This is a genomic window from Akkermansia muciniphila, from assembly GCF_900184965.1.
Classification (GTDB): Bacteria; Verrucomicrobiota; Verrucomicrobiia; order Verrucomicrobiales; family Akkermansiaceae; genus Akkermansia; species Akkermansia muciniphila_A.
In genome coordinates this window covers 87,744-102,595 of record NZ_FXYA01000204.1, presented here as the reverse complement: position 1 = coordinate 102,595, position 14,852 = coordinate 87,744, and the positions used below count along the sequence as shown (strand labels likewise).

Here is a 14,852-nt window from a genome sequence, read left to right as displayed (position 1 = left end):
CCGCCGCAGCCATGCAACGTCCACGCATTCTACATATTTTCAGCCGTTACAGCGAGGTTGGAGGGGAAGAAATCTGCTTCCATGCCATTACGGAGGCGCTGGGCGCCATAGCGGACGTCACTCCCTTTGTTTACTCAACGGAGGAACTGCGCCGGAGCCCCCACGGCTCCCTGACGAAAATGAGTTATATGCTCCACAACAGGGATGTGGAGAAAAAACTGCGCGAATGCCTGCTGGAAAACCACTATGACGCATGGATCATCCACAATACGTTCCCGGCCATGTCTCCCTGCGTCTATGAACTGGCCCTGAATCAACCCGCTCCCGTCATCCATTATATGCACAATTACCGCTCCGGCTGCCTCAACGGGGTTTTTTACCGGGACGGAGCGCCCTGCTTTTCCTGTCAGGGCGGCAACTATCTCCCCGGCATCATGCGCGCCTGTTGGAGAAAAAACGCCGCGTACTCCTCTCTGGCAGCCGCCGTCCTGCATCAAACGCGCCGCATGGGAACCTGGAACCGCTTTTCCTCCTACATTGCCATCAGCCAACGCCAGCGGGAGCTTCTCATCCAGACCGGAATACCGGAGGATAAAATCAGGGTTATCCCGCATTTCATCCGGCAACATCCTTCCCCCGCCCCTGGAGCGCCCCGCCGGGACGTCCTTTACGCCGGACGCCTGACGCAGGAAAAAGGAGTCCTGCAACTGGTTCAGGCGTGGGAACTCCTGTCCCCCCCCGGCCGCATGCTCTACCTGATGGGAGACGGCCCCCTGCGCGGGGAACTGGAGCGTTATATCTCTTCCCGCCATCTTGAATCCATCCGCCTGACCGGATTCATTCCCCATGAGGAACAAGGAGCCGTCCGCGCCGCCTGCGGCCTCTCCGTAGCGCCCTCCCTCTGGGAGGAAACCTTCGGTATGGTTGTCCTGGAATCATGGCTCCACGGCACGCCCGTCATCGTTACCCCGAACGGAGGGCTGCCGGAACTCATCACCCACGGCAGGAACGGCTGGATTGCGCAGAAACCTTCCGTGGAATCCCTGGCGGAGACGCTGCGCACCGCCCTAGAGGAAGAAGAACGCTGGCCGTCCATGGGCGCGCACGGGCAACAACTTTTGTCCTCCACATACTCCCCCGCCGCATGGCTCCGGTCCATGGAAGACCTTCTTGGCGAGCTTCACGTTTTCCATTCACCTTCCACCCCCGCAATATCATGAGATGGTACACATGCACGCCGGTTTCCTTCAAAGGGGACCATACCTTCTTTTCCCGTGATTCAGGCGCTTTCTGCAAGGCCTTCCAGAGAATCGGAGTGGAGAGCAGGGCCATCATGCCCACACCTGCCCGGGAAGGAGATGATCCCGACCTCATCCGCACGGAATACGCCAACCTGGAAAACCCCGCCTGGTGGAAGTCCCTGGGCATTGACGGATTGGTCCTGTACGCGTGGGGAATGGGCAAATACCTTCCCATCGCCAGAGCCATCCATGACGCGGGAATTTTTCTGGTAATCTACATGGACTCCTCCGGACTGTTCTTTCCGTGGCAATACTGGCTTCCCATTGCGAAAAACATGTACATTAAAGACGTTTTCATCCACGGGAAAATCAAAGGTTCCGCTTTTTTCCTGCTGCGCCTCCTGAAACAGCATACATGGAACCTCGCCAGCAGGGGACGCAGAAAACATTTGGATTCAGGAGACGTGGTCGCTTTCCCCATTCCGTCCGCCCTCCAATCCGTCGCAGACAGGGAATGGCTCTATGGAAAATCCATCGTCCGGAAACTGGCCCTGGTTCCCAACCCCATTTCTTCCACCTGCCGCTTTGCCGGAGAGAAGCGCAACATCATCATGGCCGTAGGCCGCTGGGACGATCTTCTCTATAAACGCCCCGGACTGCTGATGTCCACGCTGGAACAGGCTCTTGTCCACGCCCCGGAATGGGAAGCGGAAATTTACGGCAATCTCCCGCCTTTTCTCCGGGAATGGCACGGCAACCTTCCGCAAGGCCTTCGCTCCCGCATTCATCTGGCCGGCTATATCCCAAACATTGAGCTGCAAAAGAAACAATCCCTGGCCAAAATCAGTCTTTGCACCTCCCTGTCCGAGGGAACGCACCTTGCCTCCGCAGAAGCGTTGTGCGCCGGAGCCTCTGTCGTAGGGCCCCGCCTCACCCCCCAGCTGAACTGCCTGCAATGGTACGTTTCCCATGATTCAGGCACGCTCAGCCCGCAGGATTCTCCGGAAAGCCTCTCCCAAGCGCTGCTGGAAGAAATACGCGCCTGGGACTCTGGAAAACGCAACCCTGAGGAAATATCCCGCTACTGGGGTTCCCTGCTGCATGCGGAAAATTCCTGCAAACGCATTATTGCCGCCTGTGAAGCCGCCCAAAGCGGAAAAGCCGCCCTCTAACTCCCCAACAAGGCATGCGCCTCAATCCACACGTCTTCCCATTTCCTGTCCGCCAACGCCCCGTAGAGCGGATGGCTCCACAACCGGGCGCGCATGGCCGCGGGGGAAGCCAGCCCCAGCAAAAAGCGCGCCAACTGGGAAGGGCGGGCCAGCGCGGGCTTTCTCTGCCCCGCCAGCTCCATGACGGCGGAACGCAGCTCTTCCGGTAACGGGGAGGGTTCCTCTTCCTCCATGGCCGCGGGCTCCATCCCGCAGCACGCAGGACAATGCCCGCAAGGTCCGGATGCGTCCCGGAAACCGAAATAGGCATCCAGGCTTCTATTCAGGCAGGCGGAAGACGTCAGCGTGGAAACGCAGGTTTTCCAGCGTTCCAGCCCGTTTAGCCGGGATCTGGAAAAATACTGCGCAAATTCCTCCGTAGCCTCTTCCGCGTCAAACCCTTCCGAATACAGATGAAGGGCTGCCTGGCGCATCTCCACTTTCCATTCCCCGGAAAGAGCCAGGTCTCCAAGCCAGGCGGCGGCTTCTTCCCATGAAATTCCCCATTCCACGGCCAGATCTTCCACCTCCCCCTGCCGGCGCATATCCATCCATTGCAGCCGGGCGCATTCCTCCCTGCTGCGGCCGCACAGGATTTCTTCCATCCGGAACAGAGGGCGCACCTTGTAGTACTTGTGTCCCGTCCCCTGCTCCCGTACGGAACCGGAACGCTTCAGGTCAAACAGCATCCGGTCCACCGCCACATCCGGCAAATCATAAACGGAGGAAGCCTCATACAGGGAAATAATGTGCTCCCCCCTGCGGGACAACAGGGATACCAGCCCTTTCATGCCGTGCCGGTCCGGTTCCGCCGCATGCAGCCGGTTGACTGCGGCCACGCTGTCGCGGGGGGACAACATCACCAGGCTGAAGGAAGGAAGACCGTCGCGGCCCGCACGACCGGATTCCTGAACATACGCCTCCAGACTGGCTGGGGGATGGTAATGCACTACGGAACGCACGTCCGGCTTGTCAATCCCCATGCCGAAAGCAATCGTCGCCACCAGCACGTCCGCCGCGCCTGCCAGAAACTCGTCCTGAACCAGCCCCCGCGTTTCCGGAGGCATGCCCGCATGGTAGGACTTGACGGAAAAACCGGCTTTCCCCAATTCGTAGGAAAGGTTTTCCGCATCTTTGCGGGTCCGCGTGTACACCACGGCGGGACGGCGGCCTTCCTCTTTCAACAATTCAACCAGCCGCGCGGCCTTATCCTGCTCCCTCAACGTTTCCACCTGACGGAAAATATTCGCACGGTACGGAGCAGCCCGGAAAATACATTCATCGCGCACGCCAAACAGGCCGGCCAGATCGCGGCACACCCGCTCCGTAGCCGTGGCCGTCAACGCCATAACGCAGCGGAATCCGTGCTTTTTGAAAAAACCGGGCAGCCCCAGATAATCCGGACGGAAACTGTGCCCCCATTCCGAAAGGCAATGAGCCTCATCCACCACGAACAAGCCGGGAGGGACAAGCTCCATGGCCCGCCGAATCCACGGGGATTCCAGAGATTCCGGCGCGGCAAACAGAAGGCGGACGCTTCCGGACGTCAATCTGTCCATCAGGGCGGCCTTATCTTCCTCCGCCAGGGTCGAATCATACCTGGCGGCGGCCACCCCCAGTCTTTCCAGCCCCGCCACCTGGTCGCGCATCAGGGCAATCAGCGGAGAAACCACAACCGTCAGCCCGTTTCCAAGCACCGCCGGAATCTGATAGCAAAGGCTCTTGCCGGAACCCGTAGGCAAAATACCGATGCAGGAACGGCCCTCCAGCGCACACTCCACCAGCTCCCTCTGCATGGGACGGAACCGTTCCTTGCCGAACAAACGCAGCGTGTCTTCCAGAGTAGAGGAAAGCATGGGGCGAGAATACCATAACGCAGAATACCGGCAAAAGGAATCCTATGACATTGACACGGCGGCGCCATCCTATATCCTCCAGGCAATATGAGACCCTTGAAAACCATCGTCGCCGGAACTCTGGCCCTGCTGGCGGCAGTTCCCCTGTCAGCCCAAACCAGGGCCGCGGAAAATAAGAAACCGAACATCCTCTTTATCATTACGGACGACCACGCCTACCAGACGCTGGGCACCGGCAAAGACGATTCCCCCGTCGCCCTGCCCAACTTCAACAAACTGGGACGCCAGGGCATGGTTTTTGACCGCAGCTACTGCGCCAACTCCCTGTGCGGCCCCTCCCGCGCCTGTATCCTGACCGGCAGGCATTCCCACATGAACGGCTTTGTCTTCAACGGCCAGAAACCGCTGGACGGCTCCCAGCCCACCTACCCGAAAATGCTGCAGAAAGCCGGATACCAGACGGGCCTTTTCGGCAAATGGCACCTGGAATCAAATCCCACCGGGTTCGACACGTGGGAAATCTTCCCCGGCCAGGGCAGCTACTACAATCCGGACTTTATCAGCCTCAAGCCGGACGGCAAACGCCAGACGAAGCGATTTCCCGGCTATGCCACGGACGTGGTCACGGACAAATCCATCCAGTGGCTGGAAAACCGGGACAAGAACAAGCCCTTCCTGCTCGTTGTGGGCCACAAGGCCCCCCACCGCGCCTGGTGCCCTGCTCTGCGCCACCTGGGCAAGGTGGACACCTCCGGCATGACGCCGCCCGCCAACTTCCATGACGACTACGCCAACCGTCCGGAATTCCTGAAGAAAAACCAGCAGACCGTCGCCAATCACATGGCGATTTATTCCGACCTCAAAGTACTTAAGGACCAGGTTCCGGAAGAGATGCGCAAAAGCATCGTTTCCCCCGGCTACGGCTGGGACCTGGGCGAACTGAACCGCATGACGCCGGAAGAAAAGAAAACCTGGACGGACTATTACGCCAAGCGCACCAAGTCCCTGGTGGACGGCATGAAATCCGGAAAACTGAAGGACCCGAAAGCGTTTGCGGAATGGAAATGGCATGCCTACATGGAGGATTATCTGGGGTGCCTTCTGTCCGTGGACGACAGCATCGGCCGCCTTATGGAATATCTGGACAAAGAGGGGCTCGCGAAAGACACGCTGGTCATCTACTGCGGAGACCAGGGGTTCTACATGGGAGAACACGGCATGTACGACAAGCGCTGGATTTTTGAAGAATCCCTCCGCATGCCCCTCATCATGAGATGGCCCGGCAAAATTCCCGCGGGCATCCGCAACAACGCCATGGTGCAAAACATCGACTACGCTCCCACCATCGTTTCCGCGGCAGGGGCGGACACCCCGGAAAACATGAATACCTTCCAGGGCGTATCCCTGCTTCCCACCGCTTTCACGGGCAAGACTCCCGACAACTGGAGGGATGCCATTTACTACTGTTTTTACGAAAATCCCGGCGAACACAACGCCCCGCGCCACGACGGCATCCGGACGGACCGCTACACGCTTTCCTACATCTGGACCAGCGGAGAATGGATGCTCTTTGACATGAAAAAGGATCCCATGCAAATGAAAAACGTCATTGACGATCCTGCCTACAAAAATACGGTGGAGCAGCTCAAGAAGCGTTACCACGAACTTCGTAAAGCCTATAAAGTCCCGGAAAACAGCCCCGGAGGCAAGGGAACGCCTATCCCCAAATTCGACGCTTCCTGGTAACAGTTCCCCAGGAAACTGCTTTTCCAAGCGCCGGTTTTTCCGGCGCTTTTTTATTTTTCCCCACAGCAGGCCGGCGCGGTCCGTCACGAAGGCGGAAGCTGGCAGACGCCCCTTCCGCCCACAACCGTCCCTCAACGGTAAAACCCGCGGAGGGGTCTCAAACCAACCAGCTTCATCAATTTACTCATGGCTTTTTCATACAGGAAAAACGCCTGCTGCATACAGCCAACCACGGGCATTAAGGGATGCTCCTCTTTCTTTGCGCCAAGTTCTTCCAAAAACCGGTCCGGGTCCTTGTCGTCAAAACCGGGATGCCGCTCAAACGCCCGGCGGCCTTCCAGATGAATGACGCCCTTCGCGGAATACAGGCAGTCCAGATGATGTTGCGCCGCCACGAGGGACAGCAACGTCTGATCGTGCGTGTGAGCCACAAAATTGGAGCGGCAACGGCTCTCTTCTTCCGGAGCTGCGGAAGACACCAGCTTGAACTGACGGCATAAATCCATCCATTCATGGAGAATTCGGAGGCTTTGTTCCGACTTTTTCAAGAAAAGGAATGATCCCTGAATCAGGGGCGCTTTTTCAAAACACCTGCTATCCAGCTTCAATTCATCAAAAACGCTCTGCTTGCACCACCGCGTAAGGTCCCCCGTATAATAGGAAATGTTCACGCCCGGCATTATATCCTGCCCCTTCTCCCGGAGCCATTGGACAAACGGCTGCAAGGAATGATGGAAAAGCCTCCCCGGCGGACGCCCCGCATCCGTATAAAGCAGGTAATCCCCTTCCTCCAAATGTTCCAGCTCTTTGAGAATGATGAAAGGCTTCCATACCCAAAACCCGGCGCCCTGCAAATTCGGGTCGAACCAGGGAACAGCCTCCCTGATTCCTTCCCTCTCCAGGCGATTAAGATTCCAACAGGACAATTCCACAGAGGAATCCGCCAGCCTCAGGCTCATCATCTGCATCCATTGCCGCAAACGGTAGCCGCGGGTCGCGAAAGAACAATAACGGATAGCCATACTCCCAAATTCCGGTGGAAATGCATGCCCCTGGTAAAAAACAGGGGCACATCTTCTGCGCTTTCAGCTATAACGAGTTGTTAATCCGTCTGTTCCTAAAAAATTTAGGTGTAACTATAAAAAAATAATTATAAATGGTTTATAGGATTGAATGGAATTTTTGCGATAAAAAAAATCCTGTTTCAACCCGTGTTCTATGTACGGAAATTATTCTCTGTTAAAGTTTTCCATTGACAGCGGATTAACAATCCCCCGTTCAAATACTCTGCCATACCCGGAAATTGACTCATCCCCGCGGCATCTGCTTCGCAGCCAGCCTTTTATCCAAATCAAGGGCCGCGCCAATGGCCGCATCCATGTTGTAGTATTCCCACTCCGCAAAACGGCCTAATAAATAAATGCCTTTCGGTTCCAGGCGCTCCTTTAGTTCCCTGATGAGGGTCCGGCTGGAGGCATCCTGAACGGGATAGGTGTATTCTTCCCAGTGATGAGCCAGATACACAGGGGAAAAGGGAATAAGCTCCAGCTGGCGCCTGATTTCCCCTGCCGCCATTTGCTCGGAAAATTCAATAGTCGCGGTGGTGATGTCCCCGTTATTATTATTTCTGGAAAAATTCCCCGTGCAAATGATCCGGTGGGAACGGTGGGACGGAGAGGGCATGTAAATCCAGCTGTAGTCATTAGGGGAGATCCGGCAAAGCACGGAAGTGGTTCCGTGAGAGCGCAATTCTGAAATCCGGGGGAAAAACGGGCGCAATTCGTCCACGCAGGGGAAACAATCCCCAAGCTGCCTGACATTCCCCGTAAAGACAACTCTGTCAAACAACTCTCCCTGTATGAGCCATTTCCCGTCCTTCGGGAGGATATTTACGGCTTCCTCCCGGTACCTGACCTTAAGGCCGCGAGCCAGCGTATCCGCCAGAAACTGGGAACCGCCGTTTTTCGCATAAAAGAAAGAACTGTGCACCATGACGCTTTCATCGATGTGCCCAATATTGTTCAGCAGGATTTCCGCCACACCCGGCATGGGAAGCTTGTTTTCCAGCCAATCCATGGCAATTTGGCTGATATCCTGCCTCCACACCTTGTTATTGTATGGCGTGAAATAAAGGCTGTTCAGGGTTTTCCCGAAACGGTTCAGAAAAAACTCTCCCAGGGAGCGGGGCTCCGCGGGAGGATTCCTGTAAAGTTCCAGCAACTCATGGACGATAGAGGAACGGACGGCCTCGGGAAACTGGTCGAGGTGGTTTTCAATGGGATAATCCACCACAGCCCCACCCTCCAGGGAAATAACCGCCCGGCGCCGGGCGGAAACAAAATCGCGCTCCCTGTCAAACCGGGACCAAAACCAGTCCAGCACCTCCTGCCGCCGGGAATTGAACACATGCCCGCCCACCCGATGATACAGATTACCCTGCACCTCCGTGCATTTAATCAGGCCGCCGGGCCGGGAGTCCCTTTCATAAACAACCACCTCATGACCTCTCTTCAGCAACATTCCGGCCATGGACAATCCGGAAACCCCGGCTCCGATCACAGCATATTTCATCATGGGATAAAAAGGCCAATTTATTGACGCCCCTACCTGGCAAAGCGGGACAATTTCACGGGATGGAGGTACAGGTATTCCTCCGGAAAGGAGGCAAGCAATTTGTCAAGGTTCCCTCCGGAAGAAGACAAAAGCCCTCCGATGACGGCATTCATGGCTTCAAAGTGTTCCGGATCCTGGGGGAACCAGACGTTTCCCGACTTGTATTGTGTGTCCTCCAGCGTAGCCAGTTTTGTACCGGGAAGAAGCTGCAACGCCGTGGGAATGGCCAGCTCCACAAACATGTTCCATGCGGAGAACACTTCGAGAATACGGCAGAAATCGTCCAATCTCCCTTTCGGAATGCAGACAATGTCCGAATATCCGAAAACGACAGGATAGGAATACCGGTATTTTTTCATCCGGTGCTTCCAGTAATTCAGCAAATGCCATACCCTGCCCTTCAACACTTTCCAATTCGCATGAATCCCGCCGGAACTCCATTTGGGCAGAAACATGCGTACGCGCGACAATTCATCATGCCGCATGAGGTTCCTGGATTTTAAAATCCGCCTGGCTTCCTCATAGGAAGGAACGTTCCTGTTGACGCTTTCCGCATCAATACCGGGGGGAGTTATGGAAAAACGGTGAGCTTCCGCCGTTCCCCGGTAACACACCGGCAGAGAAACGTCCACAAAACCGTCAAGGTAACACGTATCCTCCCCATGAATTCCCAGCAGGGACGGCGTGGAAAATTCGTCAAACCCGGGATTTAAAAGAAGATCGTCTCCGATGATGAGAAGATAATCGCCATCCAGCTGTCTGATTCTTTCCCTGGACTGTAAAATATAATTATAAAACTGGAAAGAATTCCCGTAAACGGAACATACGTCAGGGGCATCCCCCTTGTAATAGGGCATTAATTGAAGCAACCCGGAAAAGCGTCTTGAATAAAGCTCTCTGATGACCGGAATGTTACGGTCATACCGATGGTTGAACAACACAACAAGAGACGTTTTCCGGGAAGAAGTATCCATGGTCGTTTGATGTAGAGGAACAAACCGTATCCTCCAACATAAATCATTGAAAAACAGGATTTGCTCTCCGGGTGCATGCACCGTGTAAAGAGTGGGGGAATACTACACGAATTCCAAATTCGATTGAGGGATTCCAAATTCCCTGAGGTTGAAAAAAGATTGAGTGCGATTATTGCCGCATGACGGGAGGAACTCTCCGCAGAAAGGGAATAAAGCTGATAATCAACCACTTTCTTTGAAATACAGGCTTTCCGGCGGATATGAATATTTCTGCCGGAATGGGAATTGATGGGGAGCCCCGGACGGAATCATGAAGACGAAAGGTCCCGGTCATTGGGGAAACTTATTTTCAGAAGCTCCTTTCTTTCAAAATTTAACCTTGACTCCGAATTTGGAATTCGTCATTTTTAAATATTCTTTTCTGTTACAATCAGAAACCTCTTTATCAAGGAAGAGATATACGGCAGACATAAGCCTGCGGAAATAACATACCAGAAAGCCGCCCGCCTGATGAGGCTGATTCTGGCGGAGAAGAAAAGGCTCCTGCTCTTCTCCTATGCTTCATTCGATAACCGCCCCCTTTACTAAATTCAAGCGGTTTTGGGAAATCCTTCAAGCAGGCCGAGGCTTTGTCTGGCCAACATTCCAATACTGCTTCCGTGTTGCCTGCCGGAAAGGTATTTAAACTTTAAAGACAGGATAAAAAGCCTTCCTTTTTTCACTACCCACAGGGGACCTGCATAAAAGCAGGAAGGAAAATAAACGGGCTGCCCTCCTGCTCCACCCGTTACCGGGAAAATAAAAAAGCCGTTCCGTCGGGAAAGTCCGCGAGGAACGGCCAGGAAAAGAAAACCCTTACAAAGTTAATACCTGTAAAAGTCCGGTTTATAAGGCCCTTCCACCGGAACGCCGATGTAGTCCGCCTGCTCCGGACGCAGGACAGTCAGCTTGCACCCGATTTTGGCGAGGTGCAGCCGCGCCACTTCCTCATCCAGCACCTTGGGCAGCACTTCCACGCCCACGGAACGGTCTTTACGGGTATTCCACAGCTCCAGCTGGGCCAGCACCTGGTTGGCGAAGCTGTTGGACATCACGAAGCTGGGATGGCCCGTAGCGCAGCCCAGGTTGACCAGGCGGCCTTCCGCCAGAAGATACAGGCTGTTGCCGGACGGGAACGTGTAGCGGTCCACCTGGGGCTTGATGTTAAGATGACTGATGCCGGGATACGTCTGGAGCTTGTGCACCTGGATTTCATTGTCGAAGTGGCCGATGTTGCAGACAATGGCCTGGTCCTTCATCTTTTCCATGTGTTCGATGCGGATGATGTTGCAGTTTCCCGTGGTGGTCACGTAAATATCCGCCCAGCCCAGCGTATCTTCCACCGTCAGCACGCGGTAGCCTTCCATGGCGGCCTGAAGGGCGCAGATGGGGTCTATTTCCGTCACGACCACCTGGGCCCCCATGCCGCGCAGGGACTGGGCGCAGCCCTTGCCCACGTCCCCGTAGCCGCAGACGACGGCCACCTTGCCGGCAACCATAACGTCCGTGGCGCGCTTGATGCCGTCCACCAGGGACTCGCGGCAGCCGTACAGGTTGTCAAATTTGGACTTGGTTACGGAATCGTTCACGTTGATGGCCGGAATCAGCAGACGGCCGGCGGCCTGCATCTGGTACAGGCGGTGCACGCCGGTGGTCGTTTCCTCGGAAACGCCCTTCAGTTCGGGAAGCCAGCGATGGAAAATGCCCGGAGTTGCCGCGGCAATCTTTTTCAACAGGGCCTTGATGACTTCCTCTTCCTCCGATTCCGACGGGGTATCCACCCAGTCGGAGCCTTCCTCCATTTCATACCCGCGGTGAATAAGCAGGGTGGCGTCTCCGCCGTCATCCACAATCAGCTGCGGCCCCAGCCCGTCAGGAAAGTTCATGGCCTTCCACGTGCAGTCCCAGTATTCCCGCAGCGTCTCCCCCTTCCAGGCGAACACGGGCGTGCCGGATTTGGCGATGGCGGCGGCGGCGTGGTCCTGGGTGGAGAAAATGTTGCAGCTCGCCCAGCGGACGGAAGCGCCCAGAGCCGTCAGCGTTTCAATCAGCACGGCCGTCTGCACCGTCATGTGCAGGGAGCCCATGATGCGTACGCCCTCCAGGGGCCTGGCGGAGGCGTACTTTTCGCGCACGGCCATCAGGCCGGGCATCTCATGCTCCGCAATATCCAGTTCCCTGCGGCCGAAATCCGCCAGGCCGATATCGCGCACTTTGTATTGTTCCGTTTCTGAAAACATGTCTGTAAGCGTTGTCGTAGGATTAATGAAGAAGTTGTTTCAGGAAGGCCAGGCGCGTTTCGTCCAGCTGTTCCCAGGGCAACTCCGGATTGGTGAAATGCCCGTAGTGCGTCGTCTCCCGGTAAATAGGCTGAAGCAGGTTCAACTGTTCCACCATATCCGCAGGCTTGAAGGAAAAGATGCTTTCCAGCGCATCTTCAATGGATTTTTCCTCCACTTTTCCCGTGCCGAACGTATCCACCCGGATGGAAACCGGAGTGGGGTAGCCGATGGCGTAGGCCACCTGCAATTCACATTTGTCCGCCAGCCCGGCAGCCACAATGTGCTTGGCGACCCAGCGGCACATATACGCGGCGGAACGGTCCACCTTGGACGGGTCTTTCCCGGAAAAGGCTCCGCCGCCGTGGCGCCCCATGCCGCCGTACGTGTCCACAATAATTTTGCGTCCCGTCAGGCCGGAATCCCCGTGGGGGCCTCCCACCACGAATTTCCCGGTGGGGTTGATGAAGTATTCCGTCCTCTCATCCAGCAATTCCGAAGGAAGCACATTTTTAATGAGTTTGACGCAATATGAGTAAATCGTGCCACGGTCCACGTCTTCCGTGTGCTGGGTGGAAATAACTACGTTTTCAATATGCTTGGGACGCCCGTCTTCGCCATAGGCCACAGCCACCTGGGACTTGCAGTCCGGGCGCAGCCAGTCCACATGCCCGCATTTGCGCCGCCTGGCCAGCTCAATGAGCAGCTTGTGCGCAAATACGATGGGGGCCGGAAGCAGCTCCGGAGTCTCATTCGTTGCGAATCCGAACATAATGCCCTGGTCTCCGGCGCCCTGCTCCGCATGGCCCTTGCCCTCCGCCTCCCGGGCGTCCACCCCCTGCGCAATATCCGGAGACTGTTCCGTGAGCAGGTTCGTGAAAAAGACGGTATCCGCATGGAAAACATCGTCGTCCTGCCTGTTGCAGTACCCAATCTCCCGAATGGCCTGGCGGGCGATTTTCTCCGGATCGATCACCGCTTTGGTCGTCAGCTCTCCGGCAATAATGACCATATTGCTTTTCACCAGCGTTTCACAGGCAACGCGGCTAGTTTTGTCTTGAGCCAGGCAGGCGTCTAAAATAGAGTCGGAAATGTAGTCGGCCACCTTGTCCGGATGGCCTTCTCCAACGGATTCCGACGTAAAGATGTGAGGGGTGTTTCTGCTCATATCGATAAATCTCGATGTGTTGATATATTATTCCGCTATGAAGTCAACCCTAAAAACGCTCAAACTCCTGGCAGATCCCACCCGCCTGCGCATCATCAACGTGCTGAATGAAGAATCCCTGAGCGTCGCGGAGCTTCAGGAAATCCTGGGCATGGGGCAAAGCCGCATTTCCAGCCAGCTGGCCCAGCTCCGGCAGGAAGGAGTGGTGGAGGACGCCCGCTCCGGGAAAAACGTCTTTTACACTCTTTCCCTGGCAGGCGACCTGCACAACGTAGCCCTGAAAGCCTGCGAGGAACTGCCGGAGGCGGAAACGGACAAAAAAGCCCTTCAGGTCATCCTAGACAAGCGCAAAAACCGCACCCAGGCCTATTTTGACGAAGTAGTGTGCCGTCTGGGCAAAAACTACGCGCCCGGCCGTTCCTGGAAAGCGCTGGCCGGAGCCCTGCTCCGCATTCTGAACTATGACGTAGTGGCGGATCTGGGGGCCGGGGAAGGCTTCGTTTCCCAGCTTATCTCCCCCAGCGCCAAACAGGTGATCGCCGTGGACAACTCCCCCAGCATGGTGGAGCTGGGGCAGGAGCTGGCGCGCAAACACGGGCTGGACAATCTGGAATACCGCCTGGGCGACATCGAAGCGCCGCCCATTAACCCCGGCACGGTGGATCTGGCTCTGCTCAGCCAGGCCCTGCATCATGCGCAGAAGCCGTCCAGGGCGCTGGAAGCCGCGTGGAACATTCTGAAATCCGGCGGTTGCCTGGTGGTGCTGGATCTGCTCCAGCATGGCCAGGAGGAGGCCCGAGAACTTTATGCGGACCGCTGGCTGGGCTTCACGCCCGCCGCCCTGGAAAGCATGCTGAAGGAAGCGGGATTCCGGAATATCCACACGGATATTGTGGACAGGGAGCCGGACCCGCCCCATTTCCAGACTCTGATGGCCGCCGCCTGGAAACCGTGACGAGCAGCCGTCTCAATCCATTTTCCGCCCGGAATAGCCGGGGCGGCCTCCCCGGCACGCCCTGCGCAAGATTTTTTACGGCACCAGCATGCCGCCGTCCATGAAAAGCCGCTACATTCCGGAATCTCTGTCCTCCGGCAGCCTTTCCTCAGGAAAGGGGCGGCTGCCGGATTGCAGGGCCTCCCGCACTCCCCGGACAATATCCATCATCTGTCCGGCGGACAGTTCCTCCTTTCCCTCAATTTCCTCATCCACCAGCTCTTTCATTTCCTCCAGCAGATGCTCCGGTTCCAGACGGTAAGTAAGCAGCACCCGGAACAGCTCTCTTCCGGCAGCCTGCAAAGGAACCGCAGGAAAATCCGTAACGCTTTTCAAATCTTTCTCTTCAAAGGAATTCAGAAGCTTTGCATACCGGAGGAAAGCACGCCTGAATTCCTCCGGGCATCCGCTCATATCCACTGAGGCCAAATACCGGCGGAAGGAAATTTCCGCCGCCAGATGCACGGCCCCCTCTCCCGTGGATTCCGCCAGCCACGTTTCCTTCTGCTTCAGATGCACCAGCAGAAGGACCTTCCTCATGGCCTCCCTCTGCTTTCCCCTGGGGCCACTTTTCAGTTTAACCAGGTCCAAATCCAGATCCGCGGCATCGGGACACGCCACATCCTGGGCGGGGGCCGCACCCAGGGCGGCCGCCATCATGACAAACGGCAGCCACTTCTTCAAGCATTCCCGGATACGGACCATTGCGGTCAGCAATTACATGAAAGACT

At 56.2% G+C, this 14,852-nt stretch carries 11 protein-coding genes; 4 read left to right on the top strand and 7 right to left on the bottom strand.

What is annotated here, in order from left to right; translation table 11 throughout:
• Positions 1-11: 11 nt before the first annotated feature.
• On the top strand, positions 12-1,220 hold the full coding sequence (locus tag CI070_RS08455; RefSeq protein WP_094137341.1) for a glycosyltransferase family 4 protein: 1,209 nt from the start codon (positions 12-14) through the stop codon (positions 1,218-1,220).
• Positions 1,217-2,413, top strand: coding sequence for a glycosyltransferase (locus tag CI070_RS08450; protein WP_094137340.1), 1,197 nt, complete (start codon positions 1,217-1,219; stop codon positions 2,411-2,413). Before CI070_RS08455 ends, CI070_RS08450 begins: the two co-directional genes overlap by 4 nt.
• Here CI070_RS08450 and CI070_RS08445 read toward each other — a convergent pair.
• Positions 2,410-4,308 carry a RecQ family ATP-dependent DNA helicase gene (locus CI070_RS08445; protein WP_094137339.1) on the bottom strand — a complete coding sequence of 633 codons (1,899 nt, stop codon included), beginning with the start codon at positions 4,306-4,308 and terminating at the stop codon, positions 2,410-2,412. The two genes, CI070_RS08450 and CI070_RS08445, sit on opposite strands and share 4 nt — an antisense overlap.
• An 87-nt stretch (positions 4,309-4,395) precedes the next feature.
• On the opposite strand from CI070_RS08445, the gene CI070_RS08440 reads away from it, so the two are divergent.
• Positions 4,396-6,054: a sulfatase family protein gene (locus CI070_RS08440; protein ID WP_094137338.1), complete on the top strand. Its 1,659-nt coding sequence runs from the start codon at positions 4,396-4,398 to the stop codon at positions 6,052-6,054.
• A gap of 131 nt (positions 6,055-6,185) precedes the next feature.
• Here the strand turns inward: CI070_RS08440 and CI070_RS08435 are convergent, their stop codons facing one another.
• The 5 genes from CI070_RS08435 to metK all read right to left on the bottom strand — a co-directional run bounded on the left by CI070_RS08435 (position 6,186) and on the right by metK (position 13,127).
• The gene (locus CI070_RS08435; protein WP_094137337.1) at positions 6,186-7,076 is read right to left on the bottom strand and encodes a hypothetical protein; all 891 of its coding nucleotides are present in this window, start codon (positions 7,074-7,076) and stop codon (positions 6,186-6,188) included.
• 286 nt (positions 7,077-7,362) lie between these two features.
• Complete coding sequence (locus CI070_RS08430) at positions 7,363-8,628, bottom strand: protoporphyrinogen/coproporphyrinogen oxidase (RefSeq protein ID WP_094137336.1); 1,266 nt, start codon at positions 8,626-8,628, stop codon at positions 7,363-7,365.
• Positions 8,629-8,657: 29 nt separating this feature from the next.
• A complete protein-coding gene (locus CI070_RS08425) occupies positions 8,658-9,641 on the bottom strand; it encodes a hypothetical protein (RefSeq protein WP_094137335.1) in 984 nt (327 codons plus the stop codon).
• Positions 9,642-10,504: 863 nt separating this feature from the next.
• Complete coding sequence (ahcY, locus tag CI070_RS08420; protein ID WP_094137334.1) at positions 10,505-11,920, bottom strand: adenosylhomocysteinase; 1,416 nt, start codon at positions 11,918-11,920, stop codon at positions 10,505-10,507.
• A gap of 22 nt (positions 11,921-11,942) precedes the next feature.
• Positions 11,943-13,127 (bottom strand): methionine adenosyltransferase, encoded by a 1,185-nt coding sequence (gene metK, locus CI070_RS08415; RefSeq protein ID WP_094137333.1) that lies wholly within the window; start codon positions 13,125-13,127, stop codon positions 11,943-11,945.
• A gap of 37 nt (positions 13,128-13,164) precedes the next feature.
• On the opposite strand from metK, the gene CI070_RS08410 reads away from it, so the two are divergent.
• Positions 13,165-14,082: an ArsR/SmtB family transcription factor gene (locus CI070_RS08410; protein WP_094137332.1), complete on the top strand. Its 918-nt coding sequence runs from the start codon at positions 13,165-13,167 to the stop codon at positions 14,080-14,082.
• 111 nt (positions 14,083-14,193) lie between these two features.
• On the opposite strand, the gene CI070_RS08405 is transcribed toward CI070_RS08410, so the two are convergent.
• Positions 14,194-14,826 carry a hypothetical protein gene (locus tag CI070_RS08405; RefSeq protein ID WP_094167848.1) on the bottom strand — a complete coding sequence of 211 codons (633 nt, stop codon included), beginning with the start codon at positions 14,824-14,826 and terminating at the stop codon, positions 14,194-14,196.
• Between the last annotated feature and the right edge of the window lie 26 nt (positions 14,827-14,852).